The 20,211-nt window shown below is 71.0% G+C and carries 19 protein-coding genes and 2 pseudogenes; 7 read left to right on the top strand and 14 right to left on the bottom strand.

Annotated elements, in window-relative coordinates; translation table 11 throughout:
* Positions 1 to 87: 87 nt before the first annotated feature.
* Together ACIQ7D_RS21625 and ACIQ7D_RS21620 are read right to left on the bottom strand one after the other, a co-directional pair.
* Positions 88 to 470: pseudogene (locus tag ACIQ7D_RS21625) on the bottom strand (ornithine decarboxylase); the annotation flags it as partial.
* Positions 471 to 549: 79 nt separating this feature from the next.
* Positions 550 to 1,428 (bottom strand): SDR family oxidoreductase, encoded by an 879-nt coding sequence (locus ACIQ7D_RS21620; protein ID WP_403939868.1) that lies wholly within the window; start codon positions 1,426 to 1,428, stop codon positions 550 to 552.
* Positions 1,429 to 1,653: 225 nt separating this feature from the next.
* On the opposite strand from ACIQ7D_RS21620, the pseudogene ACIQ7D_RS21615 reads away from it, so the two are divergent.
* A pseudogene (locus ACIQ7D_RS21615) lies at positions 1,654 to 1,809 on the top strand (glutathione-dependent formaldehyde dehydrogenase); the annotation flags it as partial.
* A 19-nt stretch (positions 1,810 to 1,828) separates the two neighbouring features.
* Here the strand turns inward: ACIQ7D_RS21615 and ACIQ7D_RS21610 are convergent.
* The 10 genes from ACIQ7D_RS21610 to gvpO are packed head-to-tail and all read right to left on the bottom strand — an operon-like array spanning position 1,829 to position 6,956.
* Complete coding sequence (locus ACIQ7D_RS21610; protein WP_403939867.1) at positions 1,829 to 2,116, bottom strand: gas vesicle protein K; 288 nt, start codon at positions 2,114 to 2,116, stop codon at positions 1,829 to 1,831.
* The gene (locus ACIQ7D_RS21605) at positions 2,113 to 2,343 is read right to left on the bottom strand and encodes a gas vesicle protein (RefSeq protein WP_403939865.1); all 231 of its coding nucleotides are present in this window, start codon (positions 2,341 to 2,343) and stop codon (positions 2,113 to 2,115) included. The genes ACIQ7D_RS21610 and ACIQ7D_RS21605 overlap by 4 nt, the downstream gene beginning before the upstream one ends.
* The gene (locus tag ACIQ7D_RS21600; protein WP_403939863.1) at positions 2,340 to 3,158 is read right to left on the bottom strand and encodes a GvpL/GvpF family gas vesicle protein; all 819 of its coding nucleotides are present in this window, start codon (positions 3,156 to 3,158) and stop codon (positions 2,340 to 2,342) included. Before ACIQ7D_RS21600 ends, ACIQ7D_RS21605 begins: the two co-directional genes overlap by 4 nt.
* A complete protein-coding gene (locus tag ACIQ7D_RS21595) occupies positions 3,155 to 3,523 on the bottom strand; it encodes a gas vesicle protein (protein WP_403939861.1) in 369 nt (122 codons plus the stop codon). The genes ACIQ7D_RS21600 and ACIQ7D_RS21595 overlap by 4 nt, the downstream gene beginning before the upstream one ends.
* On the bottom strand, positions 3,520 to 4,473 hold the full coding sequence (locus ACIQ7D_RS21590) for an SRPBCC family protein (protein ID WP_403939859.1): 954 nt from the start codon (positions 4,471 to 4,473) through the stop codon (positions 3,520 to 3,522). Before ACIQ7D_RS21590 ends, ACIQ7D_RS21595 begins: the two co-directional genes overlap by 4 nt.
* A gap of 7 nt (positions 4,474 to 4,480) precedes the next feature.
* Positions 4,481 to 5,122, bottom strand: a complete 642-nt coding sequence (locus ACIQ7D_RS21585; RefSeq protein WP_403939857.1) for a histone protein — start codon at positions 5,120 to 5,122, stop codon at positions 4,481 to 4,483.
* Positions 5,122 to 5,382 (bottom strand): gas vesicle protein GvpG, encoded by a 261-nt coding sequence (locus tag ACIQ7D_RS21580; RefSeq protein WP_403939854.1) that lies wholly within the window; start codon positions 5,380 to 5,382, stop codon positions 5,122 to 5,124. Before ACIQ7D_RS21580 ends, ACIQ7D_RS21585 begins: the two co-directional genes overlap by 1 nt.
* Position 5,383: 1 nt before the next feature.
* Positions 5,384 to 6,130, bottom strand: a complete 747-nt coding sequence (locus tag ACIQ7D_RS21575; RefSeq protein WP_403939852.1) for a GvpL/GvpF family gas vesicle protein — start codon at positions 6,128 to 6,130, stop codon at positions 5,384 to 5,386.
* 3 nt (positions 6,131 to 6,133) lie between these two features.
* A complete protein-coding gene (gene gvpJ, locus ACIQ7D_RS21570; RefSeq protein WP_403939850.1) occupies positions 6,134 to 6,589 on the bottom strand; it encodes a gas vesicle protein GvpJ in 456 nt (151 codons plus the stop codon).
* Positions 6,590 to 6,626: 37 nt separating this feature from the next.
* Complete coding sequence (gene gvpO / locus ACIQ7D_RS21565) at positions 6,627 to 6,956, bottom strand: gas vesicle protein GvpO (RefSeq protein ID WP_403939848.1); 330 nt, start codon at positions 6,954 to 6,956, stop codon at positions 6,627 to 6,629.
* A gap of 313 nt (positions 6,957 to 7,269) precedes the next feature.
* On the opposite strand from gvpO, the gene ACIQ7D_RS21560 reads away from it, so the two are divergent.
* A complete protein-coding gene (locus tag ACIQ7D_RS21560) occupies positions 7,270 to 8,307 on the top strand; it encodes an SDR family oxidoreductase (protein ID WP_403939846.1) in 1,038 nt (345 codons plus the stop codon).
* A 64-nt stretch (positions 8,308 to 8,371) separates the two neighbouring features.
* Here the strand turns inward: ACIQ7D_RS21560 and ACIQ7D_RS21555 are convergent, their stop codons facing one another.
* A complete protein-coding gene (locus tag ACIQ7D_RS21555; protein WP_403939844.1) occupies positions 8,372 to 10,150 on the bottom strand; it encodes a glycoside hydrolase family 15 protein in 1,779 nt (592 codons plus the stop codon).
* 444 nt (positions 10,151 to 10,594) lie between these two features.
* Here ACIQ7D_RS21555 and ACIQ7D_RS21550 point away from each other — a divergent pair, with 444 nt between their 5' ends.
* From ACIQ7D_RS21550 to ACIQ7D_RS21535, 4 genes are all read left to right on the top strand, one after another.
* Positions 10,595 to 10,726 carry an LPFR motif small protein gene (locus ACIQ7D_RS21550; RefSeq protein ID WP_403939842.1) on the top strand — a complete coding sequence of 44 codons (132 nt, stop codon included), beginning with the start codon at positions 10,595 to 10,597 and terminating at the stop codon, positions 10,724 to 10,726.
* Between the two features lie 159 nt (positions 10,727 to 10,885).
* A complete protein-coding gene (locus ACIQ7D_RS21545; RefSeq protein WP_403939840.1) occupies positions 10,886 to 13,960 on the top strand; it encodes an FAD-binding and (Fe-S)-binding domain-containing protein in 3,075 nt (1,024 codons plus the stop codon).
* A 52-nt stretch (positions 13,961 to 14,012) separates the two neighbouring features.
* Complete coding sequence (locus ACIQ7D_RS21540) at positions 14,013 to 15,833, top strand: thiamine pyrophosphate-requiring protein (RefSeq protein ID WP_403939839.1); 1,821 nt, start codon at positions 14,013 to 14,015, stop codon at positions 15,831 to 15,833.
* Between the two features lie 20 nt (positions 15,834 to 15,853).
* Positions 15,854 to 16,969 carry an enolase C-terminal domain-like protein gene (locus ACIQ7D_RS21535; RefSeq protein WP_403939837.1) on the top strand — a complete coding sequence of 372 codons (1,116 nt, stop codon included), beginning with the start codon at positions 15,854 to 15,856 and terminating at the stop codon, positions 16,967 to 16,969.
* Between the two features lie 25 nt (positions 16,970 to 16,994).
* On the opposite strand, the gene ACIQ7D_RS21530 is transcribed toward ACIQ7D_RS21535, so the two are convergent.
* A complete protein-coding gene (locus ACIQ7D_RS21530) occupies positions 16,995 to 19,361 on the bottom strand; it encodes an MMPL family transporter (RefSeq protein WP_403939835.1) in 2,367 nt (788 codons plus the stop codon).
* A gap of 164 nt (positions 19,362 to 19,525) precedes the next feature.
* On the opposite strand from ACIQ7D_RS21530, the gene ACIQ7D_RS21525 reads away from it, so the two are divergent.
* Entirely contained in the window at positions 19,526 to 20,167 is a 642-nt protein-coding gene (locus ACIQ7D_RS21525; protein WP_403939833.1) for a TetR/AcrR family transcriptional regulator, read from the top strand.
* Positions 20,168 to 20,211: the final 44 nt, after the last annotated feature.

Here is a 20,211-nt window from a genome sequence, read left to right as displayed (position 1 = left end):
CGTCTGGATCTTGCTGGCTCGCGTGCCCGGGCGACGAGTGGGGCCGCCCCCGTCGGATCTCAGTCGGCACCCGCGTCGATGGCCCAGGCGGACACCCGAGAGGATCAGGCCCGAGACCACCGATTTATGGGCGTCTCGTCCGATCAGCAGCTTCTCGTGCGGCCCGGCGACCGAGAGCATGGCGGCTTTCACCGACAGTGAACTGCCGCAGGTGGAGCAGAACGTGTGCTCAGCGCCCACGGCGTCGGCCATCAGCTCTTCCGCCCGCTTGAGGATTCCCTGGGAGACGGTCCGGTCGTCCATTCCGGACACCGCGAGCATGTCCGCGCTGAAGAGGGCGTCACCCAGGACAGCCCGTACCCTCGGGTCGGCCCCCGACCCTGCTTGTGGCCAGGCGGTGTGAAAGGGAGCTGCTCCCGCGCCTGGTACGCCGTCAGGGCGTCGAGAACCGGAGCTGTCGAATGGTCCATGGTGTGCGGCTTCCTGGTGCGGTAGGGCGAAAACGACCGGCGTCGTCGGTGACGGTCGCGACGACTCCTCTCGTGCCCGCTACTGAATCGGTGTACCGCCGGTGGCATTGACGATCTCCGCGGTGATGTAGCTCGCTTCGGGAGAGGCGAGAAAGACGTAGGCGGGAGCCATTTCGGCCGGTTGGGCGGGGCGGCCCAGGGGGGACTGTTTCCCGAACTCCGCGGTGTCCGGGAGGGTCGCGGGGATCAGGGGCGTCCAGACAGGCCCTGGTGCCACGGCGTTGACGCGGACACCGTCGGTGGCGACCATCTGGGCCAGCCCTTGGGTGAAGGTCGCGATGGCGCCCTTGGTCATGGCGTAGTCCAGCAGATGCGGACTGGGCTTGTACGCCTGGACCGAGGTGGTGTTGATGATGGAGCCGCCCCGCGGGATGTGCGGCAGCGCCATCTTCGACAGCCAGAACATGCCGTACAGATTGGTGCGCACCACACGGTCGAACTGCTCGGTGGTGATCTCGGCGATGCCTTCCGGCTGCGACATCTGATAGGCGGCGTTGTTGACGAGGATGTCGATACGGCCCCATTCCGCCACCGCGCGTTCGACCAGCCGTCGGCACTGTTCCTCCTCCCGGATGTCGCAGGGGACGGCCACAGCCGTGCGGCCCGCCCCCTCGACCAGCCGGGTGGTCTGCGCCGCTTCCTCGCCTTCCTCCGGCAAGTAGGTGAACAGCACGTCGGCGCCCTCCCGGGCGAAGGCCAGCGCGACGGCCCGCCCGATGCCCGAGTCGCCGCCCGTCAGCACCGCCTTGAGGTCCTGGAGCCGCCCTGAGCCCCGGTACGAGGTTTCACCGTGATCCGGCGGCGGGTCCATGGGCCCTGTCCATCCGGGATGCTCCTGGTCCTGCTGCGGGAACCTCGGTTCGGGTTGCCGGGGCTGGGAACGGGGTGTGTCGGACAACGAATCGTCCCTCCTGTGGTGACCGGACCGGACTGACACGGACCGGTACTTTTCGGAATGTCCTCACATGGGCCGGTTTCGGCCGTTCCACTCCGTGAGGAGCATTCTGTCCGCACAGGGCGCGTGCCCCCGGCTGAGTGATCCATTCAGGTCAACCGGAGGCCGGTACGGACGGCCGGTGGTGGTGCCGGGCTTTCCGGCACGCGGGCTTCGAACGGCTCATCCTGGGTCGACGGCATCCTGCCGCTCCTCAACGAGGAAGACGTCCTCGGAGTGGACGGCTTCGCCACACACACGCTGCCCCTCGAAGACGGGCCGAAGACCTACGAGACCTTCCAGGCCAAAGAGGACGGCATGATCAAAACCGTCCTGACCGTCTGACCCACCGGTCGGCCCGGGTTCAGTGGTATTCGTCGCGGGGCAGCAGCGTGCCCAGGGGGCCGAGATCCAGGTTGAGGTCCTCCATGCTGAGCCCGTGCTGTTCGCAGAGCTCGTTCATGCGTTCGTCGAGCAGCATGAGCGTGGTGCCGATCCGGTCGATCTGCTCGTCGTTGAGGTCGCCCTGTTCCACCCGGCGGATCGCTTGACGCTCCATCAGTTGACGCAGGAGTTCCACGATGGTCAGGACCAGGGCGACCAGGTCGCGTCCCACCCGGTCGCTGTCCACATCGATCGTCTTGCCGGTCACAGCGGCCCTCCGTCCGCCCAGGGGGCGGGAATCCGTTCGCTCACGGAGGAGAGCAGGGCGTGCAGGGACAGTCTGACCAACGGAACGTCGGCGATCGCGATGACGAGGTCGCCGCTCACGACCACGCCGGTCGCCAGTACACGGTCCAGCAGGTCGACCAGGGGGACTCCGATGGGCCCGGTCAACGGTTCCGGCTCGGCCCACGGCACGGGCTCACGTGTGGTCATGCTCCCACCTCGCCCACGAACGAGTAGGGCACCCAGGGCCCGGACATCTCGATGTCCGCGCCGGTCGACCGCCGAAGTCCGGCGATCGTACGGGCGACCTCGTCGACCCGCTCCTCGTCCACCAGGTAGGCGGCGTTGAGTACCTGCGTCCTGCCCGGCTCCTGCGGTTCCTGGGCATGGGTACGCAGGCGCCGGGATGCCGCCGCCACGGTTCGCAGCGCCGAGTCCACGGTCTCGGCGGTGCGCAGCGCCTCGTCGTGCCGCTGTTCGCGCCGTTTCTGGAGTCCTCGTTTACGGTCCAGATACGCGCGGCCGCCACATGGGGACGAGCGGTCATGGCCTTCCCCGGCCGGCGGGGCCGTGGCCAACACGGGTGCGGGTGCGGGTGCGGTGTGCGCGTACACCTTCACCGCCCACTCGACGCGTCCCGCGATACGGCGCAGGACGGTGTGGAAGCGCTCGGCGTCCTGACGAAGCGCCTGCCGGGCCCGCTCGTCGCTCCGGTAGAGCGTGGCCAGGGGAAGGGGGGCCGTGGGCCCGCGCAGGGCGGCCGCGGACACCACGTCGTGGTGAGCACGGGCACAACGCTCCAGTTCCCGTTCGTCCGAGAGGCGCACACGCCAGGCGTCCTCGTTGAAGTGTGCCGCCTCGACATGCTGCACAACGGCCGTGAGCGCCCCGAACGGCAGGAGCCGTACCGGAAAGCTCTCCCCGATCCCCGGAAGCGCGGCGAAAGCGCTGTGATCGACGTGTCCGCAGACCGCGAACACGTAGGTGGCGGTGTGTTCCTGAAGGGCGGGGCCGAGGACGGTCATGTCCCTCGTCTCTCTTCGGTGGGGGGTGAGGAATGAGCCTGCTCAGGACCGGGTTCCAGGGATTCCAGGGCTTCCAGGCGAGCGCGGAGCACGTCGTTCTCCTCCTGGAGGGCGCTGCGGGCGGCGCGCGAGCTGAGCGCCGGGTCGGTCTCCCACCAGTCGATGCCCGCCTTCTTGGCGGTGTCCACGGACGCGACGAACAGCCGTAGCCGGATGGTCAGCAGTTCGATGTCGAGCAGGTCGATCTTGATGTCGCCGGCGATGACGATGCCCTTGTCGAGGACCCGTTCGAGAATGTCGGCGAGGTTGGTGGTGCTCGTGCCGTACGCGGGCGCGCCACGCTGCCTGAAGTCGACGTCGGTCACCGGGGTTCCTCTTCCTCGTCCTCACCGGGCTCTTCGTCCTCGTACACCCACTCGCCGTCGTCCTCGTCCTCCTCGTCCTCCTCCTCGTCAGCGGCTTCGGTGTCGTCGTCCTCCTCGGCCCGCGCGGCCTCTTCCTCTTCCATCGCTTCTTCGTGGGTGCGGACCACCTCGCCGTCGCGGATCTCACCCCGCCACGCGTCCTCGGGTTCTTCGTCGGTGAGTGTGACGTAGCGCTGGAAGTGTTTGAAGTCCAGGCGCAGACGGCGGCCTTGTGCCCGCCAGAGGTTTCCGGTCTTCTCGAAGAAGCCGGACGGGTAGTACTCGACGACGAGGACGATCCGGGTCAGGGACGGCGCCAGTTCGTGGAAGCTCACCGCCCCCCTGGTCGTGGCCTTGGCGCCTTCCGAGGTCCATACGATGCGCTCGTCGGGCACCTGCTCCTGGACCGTCGCCTGAAAAGCACGGGTCGAGGGGCCCACCTTGGTCTTCCAGTCGCTTGTCACCTCATCGCTCTGCGACACATTGCGCACGCCCTTGGTGAAGCCGCTGAACTTGTCGTACTGCGTCCAGTGGTCATAGGCCGTACGCAGCGGCACCCCCACATCCAGCACTTCGATGATGCTGGTCACCTTGGTGTCGCCGGGCTTGCGCCCGCCGCCGCCGAAAGCCTCTTTGGCTTTGTCCACGACGGTGTCCTTGACGTCTTTCGCCTTCTCCGAGAGGAGGGCCTTGACCGGCGATTCACCGTGGAGAAGGCGGGACCCGATCTCGGGCAGCGCTCCGCCGTTGTCCGCGATGTCGGTGAGCTGACCGGTGACGTCGGTCAGTTTGCCGGAGGCTTTCTCTGCCAGGCGCCCCACATGGGCGCCGAGATAGTTCGAGAACTCTTCGCGTAGGCGCCCGAGCCCCGAGTCGCCGGATTCGGGCGTGTCCCGTGTTGTTCTGGTCATGTCGCGGTCACCTCCGGTGTTCGGAGCGCGTAGAGGTCTTGTGGGCCGCCTTCTTGGCGGATGACGTCTTCTTGGCGGAGGACGTCTTCTTGGCGGCCGACGCCTTCTTGGCGGGTGCTGCGGATTTCCTGGCGGAAGCGGCACGGTGGGACGGGGCCGCCTTCTTGGCCCGGCCCCGGTCGGCGTGTTCCGGTGACCGGGCCGCCGCTCCCGCGGAGTCACGGGCGCCACGCCGACGATGCCTGGGCGGCCTCTCCTCCGCTTCCTCCGACTCCGCTTCCTCCGTCTCCTCGTCCTCCGGCTCCTCCTCGTACTCCTCCTCCGGCTCCTCGTCCCTGGGGCCGAGCCCAAGCGTGCGCTCACTGATCGCGTCCGCGAGAGAACTCATATTCCGCCCGACGACCGCCGTCAGCGCGTGCCGAGCCGCTTCGAGGCCCTCGGTGCGCAACTGCTCCTGAAGCTCCGCCACCTGGGGAACCCGGCCGAGGCGCCGTACTCCCTCAGCCGCCAACTGCCGCGGTTCGAGACCGAAGCGCCTGCCCGCCAGATAGGTCACGGCGGTGAGCGCGAGCCGTCCCTTTCTGGTGCGGCCCAGCACGTAGCCCGCCGCGACCGCGGCGGCCAGTGTCACCTTGGTTCTTTCGTCCATCAGGGTGCCTCCCTCGATCGCCCGGCAGGCGCGGCGCCCGCTTCGTCCAGCCGGTCGAGCAGCCGCTCCTCTTCCTCCTCGAATTCTTCGAGGCTGAGACTTCCTTCTTCGAACTCATGGTTGAGCGCCGCGAGTTGAGCGCGAATCAGTGCAGGGTCGTGAATCTGGGCATCCGCCGCTTCCATGAGCTGCTCAGCGATCCACGACACTCCGCGAACCGGGGCCAGCGGGAAGAGGAGGAGCCCACTGATCAGACCCATGTCATGCTCCCGCGCCGGCGAGTGGGCCCTCGGCCTCGACGAAGCTGTAGCAGGGAATCGGCCCCGCGACGCGCAGTTCCACCCGCTCACGGCGGCTCGCGGCGAACTCCCGTGCCACGGCCAGGAACCGGTCACCGGCCGCTCGGTCGACGAGGAACGACACGTTGAGCACACACCCAGGGACCTGAGGCCCCCCGGCGACAGCGTGGGCCAGAGGTGTCAGCTTCCGTACGGCGTCCCGTCCCGCTTCCGCCGCTCCGCGCGCGAGCTCCGTGGCGACCGCTTCGCCCAGACGTAGATTCGCCTCGTAACCAGGGCTTCGCCGCGCGGTGTCGTAGAGCCTCCGGATGGTCCTGTGTTCCCGGACGAGCGGCGCCGGCACGTCGGACGGGGCGAACGCCTTGAGGTTCACCTCCACCCGCCCGGCGAGCCGGTCCAGTACCACGAGGTGGTGTTCCTCCGACGCGGCGAGCTGCGCACGGACCGCGGCCTCGTCCACCGCGACCATGCCGAACCGCATCGGCAGGGCCGGCCCGACAGCGGTGAGCCGTGCCAACACCTCCTGGTGGGCGAGCAGGTCGCGGCGGCGGGCGCGCAGATTCGGCGGAGCGTCACTGATCACCGCCCCGAGGCGCCCCTCGGTGAGGACATGGAGAGGAAGCGGCGGGCTTCCCACACCGGCGATTTCGCGTGGCGCGCGCTGCTCCGCCCGGACGATCGCGTACACGTACACTCCGACACCTGTCACCGGTCAGTCCTCCGCCGAGCGACGGCGCGCGCCGGTACGGGCAGGAGCACGGCGCCGCGGCCTGGCCTCCTCGTACTCCTCCGAGTCGTCGGAGTCCTCCTCGGAGTCCCCGCCGGTGACCGCGTGGCGCACCTTGTCCCCCACCGACTCGGCCGCCTTCTTCGCCTTCCGCTTGCCGACAGCTCGGGCGGCCCCACCGCCGAACAGTTCGGGGACCGTCGTGCTGCGGGTATCGGCTTCCAGGTCGAGCCGGTTGCACGCCTCGGCGAACCGGAGGTACGTGTCGACACTCGCCACGACGATCCGGGCGTCGATCTTGAGGATCTCGATGCCGACCAAGGAGACCCTGATGAAGACGTCGATCACCATGCCCCGGTCGAGGATGAGTTCCATCACGTCGTACAGCGTGCCGGCGCGCGGCACGCACGCGATGTCGTCGGAGTAGGTGGTCGTTCTCATGGGCACGTCCTTTCGTCAGCAGGTCGGCGCGTCCGGCTCACTCGTCGGCGGCGCCTCTTCGGAAGCGGCGGACCCTGCGGTACTCCAGAAGTTCGCCGTCCCGGTCGATGCTCACCTCGTACGAGGCCAACAGGCTCGTGGTGTCAGGGATCCGGGCGAGTTCCAGCACGTCCACGACGACACACCAGCCGTCGTCGGTCCGCCGCACACCCGACACACCTTCCGTACGGTGGCTGATCAGGCTCCCGAGGTGTTCGCGCGCGGCACGGGCCGCACGGGCGGCGCCCTCCGTTCCGTGGCCGGGCGCGACATGCCGACGCTTCGCGGCCGAGGTGGATCGTGACCGCGTCCGAGGTTCTTCTCCCATAGGCCAAGTCTCGTCACTGTCTCGCGCACCGCATCCGCACAGGTACTCTCCGCGGCCGGAGCCGGGTTGACCGAGCAGGTCACGTTCCGAAGTGAGGACGCCCGCGTACGGCCGGAACGCGCGTCCACGGGTACCGGGCCGCGTGGTGTACGCCCCGCCGAGGGGACTGAGCCAACAGAGGGAGCGGCCCGTCGCCGGCGGCGCCCCTCGCGATGGCCTGACCGCCGCGGGACCGGCACGGTGTGCGGGCACGGCGAGGGCATGACGCGGGCATGACCGGTACGGCAGCGTGCTCAGCGGGTAGGCGGGGACCATGAGCACGCAAACACAACACCGCCCCAGGACTGTTGTCGTGACCGGCGCCAGCGGAGGTGTGGGCCGCGCCACGGCCCGCGCCTTCGCCGCCCGTGGCGACCGTGTGGCCCTGCTGGCCCGGGGCCTCACAGGGCTCGACGCCGCCGCCGACGAGGTGCGCCGGGCGGGCGGCCAGGCCCTCGTCCTGCCGGTCGACGTGGCCGACGCCCAGGCCGTCGACGAGGCGGCCGCCCGCGTCGAGGAGGAGCTGGGGCCGATCGATGTCTGGGTCAACAACGCCTTCGCGGGCGTGTTCGCGCCCTTCACCGAGATCGAGGCCGACGAATTCCGCCGGGTCACCGAGGTCGCCTACCTCGGCTACGTACACGGCACCCGGGCCGCCCTGCGGCGTATGCTGCCCCGCGACCGCGGCGCGGTCGTACAGGTCGGCTCCGCGCTGGCCTACCGCGGCATCCCCCTGCAGTCCGCGTACTGCGGGGCCAAGCACGCCATCCAGGGCTGGAACGAGTCGCTGCGCTGCGAACTGCTGCACTCCGGGACCAGCGTCCGTACGACGATGGTTCAGTTGCCCGCGCTCAACACACCGCAGTTCGACTGGGTGCTGAACCGGTTGCCGCACCTCGCCCAGCCCGTGCCGCCCATCTACCAGCCCGAGGTCGCCGCCCGCGCCATCGTCCACGCCGCCGAACACCCCGGGCGACGCGAGTACTGGGTCGGCGTCAGCACCGCCGCCACCCTGCTCGCCAACGCGGTCGCACCGGGCCTGCTGGACCGCTACCTGGCCCGTACCGGCTACAGCTCGCAGCAGACCGACGAGGACAACGGCCCGTCCGCGGGTCCGGCCAACCTCTGGCATCCGGCGGACGGACCCGAAGGCCGCGACCACGGCGCCCACGGCCGCTTCGACGCCGTCGCCGCCTCCCGCAGCCTCCAGTCATCGGCCTCCCGGCACCACACCGTCCTGGCCGGCGCGGTCGCCCTGACCGGCGCGGCCCTCGCGGCGGGCCTGGCGGGCTACCGGCGGTGCCGCCAGTAGCCGGTGGTTCCCCGCCCGGGCCGCCAGGTCGCCCGTGTGCCCGCTCGTGTCGGGCCCGCCCGCGTCAGGCCGTAGCGGACGGATCGGCGAGGCGCGCGGCACATTCGAGCATCAGCGCGTGTACGAAGGCCTGCGGAAGGTTGCCGCGCATCTCCCGTTGCGCCACGTCGTACTCCTCCGAGAAGAGCCCCGTGGTGCCGCAGGCGGCCCGATTGCGTTCGAACCAGCGCAGCGCCGATTCCCGGTGGCCTTGCCGCTGTTCGGCGAGCGCGACGACGAAACCGCACATCAGGAAGGCGCCTTCGGCCTCGGCGAGCGGCCGCTCGTCGTGCCGGAACCGGTAGGCGTAGTGGTCGTCGGTGAGCTCCGTCAGGTAGGCGCGCAGCGTCTCGGCCGTACGCGGATCGCCTTCGGGCACGGCGCCGCGGATGGCGGGGAGCAGGAGAGCGCCGTCCAGGCCCGGGTCGTCGGGGGAACGCTGCCAGCGGCCACTGGGATGCTCCCCGTCCCGGCCCGCGGCGGCGACGAGGGTGTCGGCCAGTGTGTTCCACCGCCCCGCGTGCCGGCCCGGCGCGCCCGCCGCGACGATGGCCCGCAGCCCCGCCGCACATGCCAGACGGCTGTGTGTCCAGTGCCGCGGGGCCAGTTCCCATACGCCGGCGTCCGGCTCGTGCCAGCGGTCCGCGATCGCCCCCGCGGTGAGCTCGGCCGCCTTCCAGCCGTCGCCGTCGAGCCGGTCGTGCCGGGCCGCCGCCGCCAGGAGCAGCAGGACCTCGCCGAACGCGTCGAGCTGGAACTGCTGGGTGACGCGGTTGCCGACCACGTCGTAGCCACCGGGGTAGCCGGGCAGGTCGAGCCGGTGCTGGTCGGGGATCGACCGGCCTCGGGTGGTGTAGGCGGGGGCGAGCCCGGGCCCGTCCTCGTGCACCCGGGCCGTCACGAATCGTACGGCGTCGTCCAGCAGCGGAAGCGCTCCTGCGGCGGCTACCGCCTGGCCGGCGTAGCACTGGTCCCGGATCCAGACGTACCGGTAGTCGTAGTTCCGTCCTTCCCGCGCCCGTTCCGGAAGGCTCATCGTCGCCGCGGCCACCATCCCGCCCGACCGCCCCGTCAGTCCGCGCAGGACCGCGTACGCCTGCCGGGCGTCCCGCTCCCCGAGGGTGCGAGGCAGCGCGGGCACCTCCCGGCGCCAGGCCGCCTCGGTCTCCCGCCACAGGTGCGTGGCGTCGCGGGGCCCGGCCGGTGGTTCCCCGTCGCCGACCTCCAGCACGAGGTCGTGCGGCGCGCCCGGGCGCACGGTGAGGTCCAGTTCCCACCCGTCGCCCGAGGGCAGCACCCGGGCGTCGGCACCACCGGTCCAGCGGAACCGCAGGCCCGCGGACCGGCAGGTCCACACTCCGTGGTCGTCACGGTGGAGTTCCCCGGCCCGGTGGTCGCCGAAGCCACTGACGGGTGCCAGGCGCACCCGCAGCCGGGCCGTGTGATCGAGCGCGGTGATCTGTCGCAGGATCACCGTGCGGCGGGGGTCGCCGGGGAAGGCGAGCGCCTCGCGGCACTCGGCGACTCCCTTCTCGGTCACCCACCGGCTGTGCCAGATCAGGGAGCCTTCCTCGTAGTAGCCGCCCGGCACGAAGCGGCCCGTCGGAGTGACGCTGTACTCGCCTCTCCCCCCGATCAGGCCGGCGAAGACGCCGCCGGAGTCCCAGTGCGGCGCGCACATCCAGGCGTACTCGCCGTGCGGTCCGACCAGAGCTCCTCGCTCGCCGTCGGCGAGCAGGGCGTAGGAGCGCAGCGACCGCGGTGCGTACGGGCCGTCGTCGCTGGTATCCGCGGTGTTCGACATGGCGTCCTCCCGGGTGGCCGTCCGCGTCCGTGGGCCGGCTCGCCCCACGACGCGCGGCGTCGTCGGCGGCTGTCTTTCGTTCCGGGCCACCCGGGTCCAGCCTTCCCCGACTTCGCGATCGCTAACTTCCCTGCCCACCGCGTCTCCCGGGCGAGGAGGTCCGATCGCGGGAGCGTGCGGGGCCGGCGGCGAGCCACGAGGCGGGCACCGGCCGGGCGCTGAGCCATTCGGCTCCGCGCCGACGCGCGCGATCGCTCGCGGCGTAGCGAGAATCAGGGAGTGATCACGATGGATTCACCGCCTCGCGACGTCCCCGTTCGAGATCGATGCCGTCAGCGACCCCACGACGGGTCAAAGTGCCGGAAAGGGGTAGGCGGAGTGCTCACGCGCCGCGTCGGCCGCCCGCCGATCCGGCGCGACCGACCAGGACAAGGAGGGTTTCTCATGCTGAAGGCCATCGCCGATGTGCTGCGCACGATCGCCGGCGCCATCGCCACCGTGGTCACACTGCCCTTCCGGGCCGTCGCCCGTCTCTTCGGCGGCGCCTCGGACGCCGCACACGGCCGCCGCGGCTGAGCGCACCCGGCGGGGCCGGACACCCGGTGACCGTCATCGCAGTGAGCGGGAGGTGGGCACCGTGCCGCCGCTCGACCACGACCAGGGCCCAGTTGAGCGAGAAACTCGGCCGCCGGCACCCGCACCGGCGGGGTACGGCGGAGGACCGGGAAGGCGCGTATGACCACCGAAGGAGAAGCCACCGAAGGAGAAGCCGAGCTCGACACCGCCGCGCTGGAGGACGCCCTGCGGGCGGCGGTGGACGGCGAGGTGCGGTTCGACGCCGGCAGCCGTGGCGCCTACGCCACCGACGGCTCGAACTACCGGCAGGTGCCGATCGGGGTGGTCGTCCCGCGTACCGTCGATGCCGCCGTGGCCGCAGTGGCCGTCTGTGCCCGGTTCGGGGCGCCGCTGCTCTCCCGCGGGGGCGGCACCAGCCTGGGCGGCCAGTGCACCAACACGGCGGTGGTGATCGACTGGACGAAGTACTGCGACGCGCTGGTCTCGGTGGACCCTCAGCGGCGCACCTGTGTCGTCGAACCCGGCATCGTCCTGGACGAGCTGAACCGGCAACTCTCCCCGCACGGGCTGATGTTCGGACCCAAGCCGTCCACCCACAGCCACTGCGCCCTCGGCGGCATGATCGGCAACAACTCCTGCGGCGCGTCGGCCCAGGCGTACGGCAAGACCGTCGACAACGTGCGCCGTCTGGAGGTGCTCACCTACGACGGTGCCCGGATGTGGACCGGCCGCACCTCGCCCGAGGAGTACGAGGCGATCGCCGCCGCGGGGGGCCGCCGCGCCGAGCTCTACGCAGGGATGCGGGGAATCGCCGACCGTCACCTCGCCGACATCCGCCAGGGCTACCCGAAGATCCCGCGTCGTGTCTCCGGCTACAACCTGGACGACCTGCTGCCGGAGAAGGGCTTCCATGTCGCCCGCGCCCTGACCGGCAGCGAGGGCACCCTGGTGACGGTGCTCCACGCCGAACTGGAGCTGGTGCCCGTGCCCGGCGCCGAGGCGATCCTCGTGCTCGGCTACCCCGACATCTGTGCCGCCGCCGATGACGTCCCACGGCTCCTGGCGCACAGCGAGCCCAGCCAACTGGAAGCGCTCGACGACCGGATGGCCGAGCTGATGCGCGCGGAGGGCAGCCATCTGGAGTCGCTGCGTTCCTTCCCGGAGGGCGGCAGTTGGCTGCTCGTACAGTTCGCCGGTGACGACCGGGAGGACGTGGACCGCCAGGCGCACGAGCTGCTGCGGGCGCTCGGCCGCGACCGGGACGACCCGACCGTCGCGCTCTCCGAGGACCCGCAGCGCGAACAGCGGATGCTGCGGGCTCGCGAGGCAGGGCTCGGTGTCACCGCCCGCCCGCCCGACGGCCGCGAAACCTGGGAGGGCTGGGAGGACTCGGCCGTACCGCCGGAACGCCTCGGCGACTACCTGCGCGACCTGAAGAATCTCTTCGCCGAGTTCGACTACGACCACCCGTCGCTCTACGGCCACTTCGGGCAGGGGTGTGTGCACACGCGTATCCCCTTCGGACTGCGTACCGCCGAGGGAGTCGCCCGCTTCCGCGCCTTCCTGCACCGGGCCGCCGACCTCGTCGTCTCCTACGGAGGTTCGCTCTCCGGGGAGCACGGCGACGGGCAGGCCAGAGGAGAGCTGCTGCCGAGGATGTACGGCGACCGCCTCGTCGGCGCCTTCGGCGAACTCAAGGCGCTCTTCGACCCGGGCGACCGGATGAACCCCGGCAAGGTCGTCGCCCCGAACCCGGTGGACGGGCAGCTACGGCTCGGACCGCACTGGCGGCCCCGCGACGACCGTGACGCCCGGTTCGGCTACCCCGAGGACGGTCACTCCTTCAACCAGGCCGTGCTGCGCTGTGTCGGAGTCGGCAACTGCCGCAGCCACGAGGGCGGTGTGATGTGCCCTTCCTACCGGGCGACCGGCGAGGAGGAGCACTCCACGCGGGGCCGCGCCCGGCTGCTGTTCGAGATGATCGGCGGCCACGGCGACTCCCCGGTCACCGACGGCTGGCGTTCCACCGAGGTCCGCGACTCCCTCGATCTGTGCCTGGCCTGCAAGGGCTGCAAGTCGGACTGCCCGGTCGGTGTGGACATGGCCACGTACAAGGCGGAGTTCCTCTCCCACCACTACCAGGGCCGGCCGCGGCCCGCCGCACACTACTCGCTGGGCTGGCTGCCGCTGTGGGCCCGGCTCTCCCGCGTGGCACCGGGCCTGTTGAACACCGTGCTGCGGGCGCCCGGCGTCGCCCGGCTCGGGAAGCGGCTCGCGGGCGTGGCGTCCGAGCGTGAGGCGCCGCTGTTCGCGCGGGAGTCCTTCGTCCAGTGGTGGCGGGCCCGCAGCCGTGAGCTCGGCAGGCCCGAGCCCGACCCGGCGGACCCGCGCACCGTCGTCCTGTGGCCCGACACCTTCAGCACGTACTTCCACCCGTCGGTGGCCCGGTCGGCCGTGCTGGTGCTGGAGGACGCCGGGTTCCATGTCACCGTGCCCACCGGGTCCGTGTGCTGCGGACTGACCTGGATCTCCACCGGTCAACTGGCCACCGCCGAACGCGTACTGCACCGTACGGTGGAGACCCTGCGGCCCTGGATCGAGGCGGGCACCCGCATCGTCGGTCTCGAACCGTCCTGCACGGCCGTCTTCCGTGCCGACGCCCTCGAACTCCTGCCGGACGACGAGGACGTCAAACGGCTCTCCCAGCAGTTCCTGACCTTCTCGGAACTCCTGCTCCACCACGCCCCGGCACAGTGGCGGCCACCCGCGCTGAGCCGGGCCGCGACCGTACAGACCCACTGCCACCAGCACGCCGTCACGAAGTTCGACGCCGACCGTGAGCTGATGCGCCGTGCCGGGATCGACGCGGACGTCCTCGACGAGGGCTGCTGCGGTCTCGCCGGCAACTTCGGCTTCGAGTCAGGTCACCACGGACTGTCCATGGCGGTGGGCGAGCTGGGCGTCCTGCCTGCCGTACGGGGGACCCCGCCCGGCGACCTGGTGCTCGCCGACGGCTTCAGCTGCCGTACCCAGATCGAACAGGGCGGCACCGGCCGGGGAGCGATCCACCTCGCCGAGGCACTCGCCCTCGGCCTGAACGGCCCCGCGCCCGCCGACCACCCGGAGAAGGCCACCGACCGACCTGTCCCGCCCACCCGGGCGGCCGCCCGCACGGTCACCGCCGTCGTGGCCGGTGTGTGCGCCTACGCGCTTCTGCGGCGACGAGGGACCTGAGAGCCGCCGCCCCGCCATTCGTACCGCGAGTACAGCAACGAGAGGAATCCCTGTGTCCACCAAGGTGTCCGACTACGTACTCACGCGACTGCGCGCATGGGACGTCGACCATGTCTTCGGCTATGCCGGCGACGGGATCAACGGCCTGCTCGCCGCGTGGGGACGCGCCGACAACAAGCCGGAGTTCATCCAGGCCAGGCACGAGGAGATGGCCGCCTTCGAAGCGGTCGGCTACGCCAAGTTCTCCGGGCGGGTCGGGGTGTGCGCGGCGACCTCGGGCCCCGGCGCGATCCACCTGCTCAACGGTCTGTACGACGCCAAGCTCGACCACGTACCGGTGGTCGCCATCGTCGGCCAGACCAACCGCAGTGCCATGGGCGGCAGTTACCAGCAGGAGGTCGACCTGCTGTCGCTCTACAAGGACGTCGCCTCGGCCTACTGCGAGATGGTCACCGTCCCCGAGCAACTGCCCAACGTCCTCGACCGCGCCCTGCGCACCGCCTACGCCCAGCGGACCGTCACCGCAGTCATCATCCCCGCCGATGTGCAGGAACTCGACTACTCCCCGCCGACGCACTCGTTCAAGATGGTGCCCTCCAGCCTCGGCCTCGCGAACTACGCGCCCGTGCCCGCCGACGAGGACATCCACCGCGCCGCCGAACTCCTCAACGCGGGCGAGAAGGTGGCCGTTCTGATCGGCCAGGGCGCCCGCGGGGCCCGCCCCGAGGTCGAGCAGCTCGCCGATGTCCTCGCGGCGGGGGTGGCCAAGGCACTGCTCGGCAAGGACGTACTCCCCGACGACCTGCCCTATGTCACCGGCTCCATCGGCCTGCTCGGCACCCGCCCCTCGTACGAGATGATGCGCGACTGCGACACCCTGCTCGTCATCGGATCGAGCTTCCCCTACACCCAGTTCCTGCCGGAGTTCGGTCAGGCCCGCGCGGTGCAGATCGACAACGATCCCTTCATGATCGGGCTGCGCTACCCCTTCGAGATCAACCTCGTGGGCGACGCGGCCGGCACCCTCAAGCGGCTGCTGCCACAGCTCAAGCGGAAGAAGCACGGCTCGTGGCGCAAGGCCGTCGAGAAGAACAACGCCCGCTGGTGGGAGGTGATGGAGCGGCGCGCCGCCGTGGACGCGGACCCGGTCAACCCCGAGTACGTCGTCCACGCCCTCGACGCCCTGCTGCCGGAGAACGTCATGCTCGCCGCCGACTCCGGGTCCGCGGCCAACTGGTACGCCCGGCACCTGCGGATGCGCGGCACGATGCGCGGTTCGCTCTCCGGTTCGCTCGCCACCATGGGCCCTGGCGTGCCGTACGTCATCGGCGCGAAGTTCGCCCACCCGGACCGGCCCGCGGTGGCTGTCGTCGGCGACGGCGCCATGCAGATGAACGGCATGGCCGAGCTGATCACCGCCGCCAAGTACTGGCACACCTGGGAGGATCCGCGGCTGATCGTGGCCGTCCTCAACAACCAGGACCTCAACCAGGTCACCTGGGAGATGCGCGCCATGGAGGGCGCGCCGCAGTTCCTCCCCTCCCAGTCCCTTCCCGACGTGCCCTACGCGGACTTCGCCCGGTCCATCGGCCTCGACGGGCTGCGGGTCGAAACCCCCGAAGGCGTCGTGGGAGCCTGGCAGCGGGCGCTCGCCGCCGACCGTCCGTTCGTCATCGACTTCCGCACCGACCCCGCCGTACCTCCGATCCCGCCCCACGCGAGCCTCGACCAGATCGAAGCCGCGGCCGAGGCGGTGCTGCGCGGCGACAGCGACCGGGGCGGCATGGTCAAGCAGGGCGTGAAGGCGAAGGTGCAGGAGATGCTGCCCGGCAAGCGGCACCGCGCCGACCGGCCGGGAGCCGGGGGCTCGTGAGTCCCGTGGACGGAGCGGACGTGCCGGGCACGGAGGGGGTGGAGGCGGTGGAGGCGGTGGACGCCGCCGTCTACACCGTGCCGACCGATACGCCCGAGGCCGACGGCACCCTGTCCTGGGACTCCACGACCCTGGTCGTCGTCCAGGTACGCGCGGCGGGCGCCACCGGGCTCGGCTGGACCTACGGTTCACCCGCCACCGCCGCAGTGGTCCGTGAACACCTCGCGCAGGTCGTCATCGGACGGTCCGCCTGGGACGTTCCCGCCGCCAACGACGCGATGAGCAGGGCGGTGCGCAACGCCGCCCGCCCCGGCATCGCCGCGCACGCGATCTCCGCGCTCGACATCGCCCTGTGGGACCTCAAGGCCCGCCTCCTCGGCCTGCCCCTGGTCCGCCTCCTCGGCGCCGCCCGCGAGGAGGTGCCCGTCTACGGCAGCGGCGGCTTCACCACCTACGACGCCGAGCGGCAGGACCGCCAACTGCGGTCCTGGACCGAGGAAACGGGCATCCCCCGGGTCAAGATCAAGGTGGGTGAGTCATGGGGCCGGGCCGAGGAGCGCGACCGGGAACGGATCAGCCGTGCCCGGCGCAGCATCGGCGACCGCGTCGAACTCTACGTGGACGCCAACGGCGCCTACACCCGCAAGCAGGCGGTACGGCTGGCCCGGCACCTCGACGCGGAGGGCGTCACCTGGTTCGAGGAGCCCGTGTCCTCCGACGACCTCGCCGGGCTCGCGCACATCCGGGCCGCGATCGGGGCCGACGTCACCGCGGGCGAGTACGGCTACACCCTGCCGTACTTCCACCACATGCTCGCCGCCGAGGCCGTGGACTGTCTGCAGGCCGACGCCACCCGCTGCGGCGGCTTCACCGTGTGGCTGCGCGCCGCCGCCCTCGCCGAGGCCCACGGCCTGCAGATCTCCGGCCACTGCGCGCCCCATCTGCACGCGCACCCGGCCGCCACCGTGCCCAACCTGCGCCATCTGGAGTGGTTCCACGACCACGTCCGCATCGAGAACCTGCTCTTCGACGGCGCCCTCGATCCCTCCGGTGGCACCATTCGCCCCGGCGCGACGGCCGCTCCCGGCCACGGGCTGCGCCTGCGCTCCGGTACGGCTGAGGCGTTCCGGGTGTGATGAGGTGCCTGCCGGCCGGGTCGTCTCATGACGTGAGGTCGGCCTTCGGTGCCTCGGCGGCGTGCGACGGGACGGCGGCGGGGCGGGGCAGCGGGATCTTCCGCGCGAGCTTGTCGCCCTCGACGTCGAGGTCGGGCAGGAGGCGGTCCAGCCGGGCGGGCAGCCACCAGGCCTTCTCCCGGGCGAGGGCCATGGTCGCCGGAATGAGCGTCATGCGGATGACGAAGGCGTCGATGAGGATGCCCGCGGCCAGCGCGAACCCGGCCTGTTTGATCATGGGCTGGGCGTTGAAGACGAACCCGGCGAAGACGCAGACCATGATGGTGGCCGCGGCCACGACGACGGAACTGGCGCGTGCGAAGCCGGTGACGGTGGCGTCCAGCGCGGTGGCGCCGTGGACATGTGCTTCGCGCATGGAGGTGACCAGGAACATCTGGTAGTCCATGGCGAGCCCGTACAGGACGCCGGTGATGATGATGGGCAGCAGGCTCACGACGGGCGCTGTGGCATCCAGTCCGATCAGCTCCTGCAGCCAGCCCCACTGGAAGACGGCCGTGGTGACGCCGAAGGTGGCCGCGATGGTCAGCAGGAATCCGAGCGTCGCGGTCACGGGGACCATGACGGAGCGGAAGACGAGGAGCAGGACGACCAGGGAGAGCCCGAGCACGGTGGCCACGTAGAGGGGCAGGACGTCGGCGAGCCGGTCGGAGACGTCGATGGCGAGGGCGGTGAAGCCGGAGACGCCGATGGTGGTCCCGGTGGACTCACTGATCCGCGCGCTCTCCCCCCGTACGTCGGCGACGAGGTCCTTGGTGGCGTCGTCGTTGGGGCCGCTGTCGGGGACGAGGCCGAGGACGGCCGTGGTGCCGGCGGTGTTCATCCCGGCCAGTGACACGGCGGTCGCGCCCTTGATGTCCCGGAGACCGGCGGTGACCGCGGCGAGGGTCGCCGGGGTGAGCGGGCGCGCCGTGTCGGCGGAGTTGACGGCGATCATGAGCGGCCCGTTGGAGCCGGGCCCGAAGGCGTCACTGACCAGGTCGTAGCTCTGGCGCTGCGCGGTGTCGGTGTTGTAGCCGGCCCCGGAGGGCAGGCCCATCCTCATGTCGGCGGCGGGCACCGCCAGGATCACGGGGATCAGGAACGCGGCCGCGAACGCCGGGTACTTGTGGCGGACCAGACGTGCTCCCCACCGGGCCCCCCGCGTGTGCCGGGCGCTCTCGGCGCCGGCCGGCCGCCGCTGGGCCCTGCGCCGGGCGCGGGCCGGGCAGACACGCTCCTTGACCAGCCCCAGCAGCGCGGGCAGCAGGGTCAGGACCAGCAGGACGGCGACCGCGATCGTGGCGGCGGCGACGACGGCCATGGTGCTGAGCAGGGTGATCCCGACGACCAGCAGTCCCGCCAGGGCGATGACGACCGTACTGCCGGCGAAGAAGACCGCGCTTCCGGCGGTGCCGATCGCCCGGCCGGTCGCCTCGTGCGCGTCCAGGCCGTCGTCGAGGATCAACCTGCGTTCCCGGGCGACGATGAACAGGGCGTAGTCGATGCCGACGGCCAGCCCCAGCATCAGGGCCAGGACCGCGGTGAGCGAGTGGATCTCGAACACGGTGGAGAGGGTGAAGGCGCCGCCCACTCCCACGGTGACGCCGACCAGGGCGATGACCAGGGGCAGGCCCGCCGCCACGACCGACCCCAGGGTGACCAGCAGGACGATGGCCGCCACGACGACGCCGACGGCCTCCCCCACGCCGACGACCTCGGGTATCTCCATCATCGACGCCGACGGCAGGACCTTGAGGCCACCGCGGGCGGCCTGCCGCTCGGCGGCCTCGACGGTGCCGTCGATGGTCCCGGAGGGAAGCTCATAGGTCTGCTCGTCGAACTGGAACTGCATCAGGGCCGCGGAGCCGTCGGCGGATACGACGACACCGGGCACCGGCGCTCCGTCCACCCGCAACGGAACGGGCGTCCTGCCGGAGGACGGCTGCCCCGCGGCCTGGGCCACGGCAGCCTGAGCCCGCAGCAGCGGGCTGCTGTCCCCCTTGGCGGCTTCTACCGCGAGAGCCTCGCGGAGGTCGATGACGTGGTCGTGGCGGTAGACGGCGTCCACGGCCGCCATCAGCGCGCTGCGGACCTTCTCGTCGCCGATCCGGGCGCCCTCGGGCGCCTTGAAGACCAGCATGCCCTGGCCCCCGGACGCCTCCGGCAGGGACCTGGCCAGATCGTCGATGACCCGCTGGGACGGGGTGCCGTCGATGCGCACCTCGTTGCTCACCTTGACCGGGGTGGCCACCAGGAGCCCCACGACGGCGGCCACGACAGCCAGCCAGCCCCCGATGACGTACCAGGGTTTGCCATAGGCAAACCTTCCCAGCCGGTACAGCAGAACCGACATGGCTCTCTCCGCTCTCCAGACGTCTTCGTGCGCCCGTTCGGGGACGCACCCATCACGAAACGAGAGGGTACTACTAAAGCGATAGGTAGCTATCGAAGCGATAGGCAGCCATCGGTGAAATGTGAGGGCGGATACCCTTCATGGCAGAGCAGGAAGGACCTCAGATGGCCACCACCAAGGGCGACCGCGCCCCGCGACGCAGAGTCGACGCCCGCTCGACCATCGAGCGCGTCACCGCCGCCGGACGGACCGTCCTCGGCGGCGGCGAAGCCTCCCTGGAGCAGATCGCGGCCGAGGCCGGCGTGGGCATCGCCACGCTGTACCGCCACTTCCCCAACCGCGAGGCCATCGTCCGTGCCGTCCTCGACGACATCCTCGAAACCGATCTGCTCCCCCTCCTCGACGGCGCCGTCGACACCCCCCACCCCCGCCAGACCCTCCAGGCGATCGCCACCCGCCTGCTCGACCTGATCACGGAGGAGAAGGGGCTGGTCACCTTCGCGAGCAACTTCTCCGACGTCGCCGTGGACGCCCTCCAGCGCTTCAGCGAGTCGCTGCACCCGCTGCTGCTGCGCGCGCAGCAGCAGGGCGAGGTCCGCGGTGACCTCACCGAGGAGGACATCCCGCGCTTTCTCGTCATGGCCGTCGCCGGGCTCGCGATCCCGGGCACCGCGCCCTCGATGCGGGCCCGGTTCACCGCCCTGCTGTTCGACTCGCTGAATCCCGCCAGCGCGACGCCCCTGCCACCGCTGCGGCCGGGAGAGGACGACCTGCACACCGCGGTCGGCAACATCGCGTACCCCTGACCCGGCGGGGCGCCGTCCTCAAGGGCGGGGAGGAGGCGCACTTC

This window comes from Streptomyces sp. NPDC096310 (genome assembly GCF_044763125.1).
In the GTDB taxonomy this organism is placed as follows: domain Bacteria; phylum Actinomycetota; class Actinomycetes; order Streptomycetales; family Streptomycetaceae; genus Streptomyces.
This window is presented reverse-complemented; position numbering and strand designations above follow the sequence as displayed.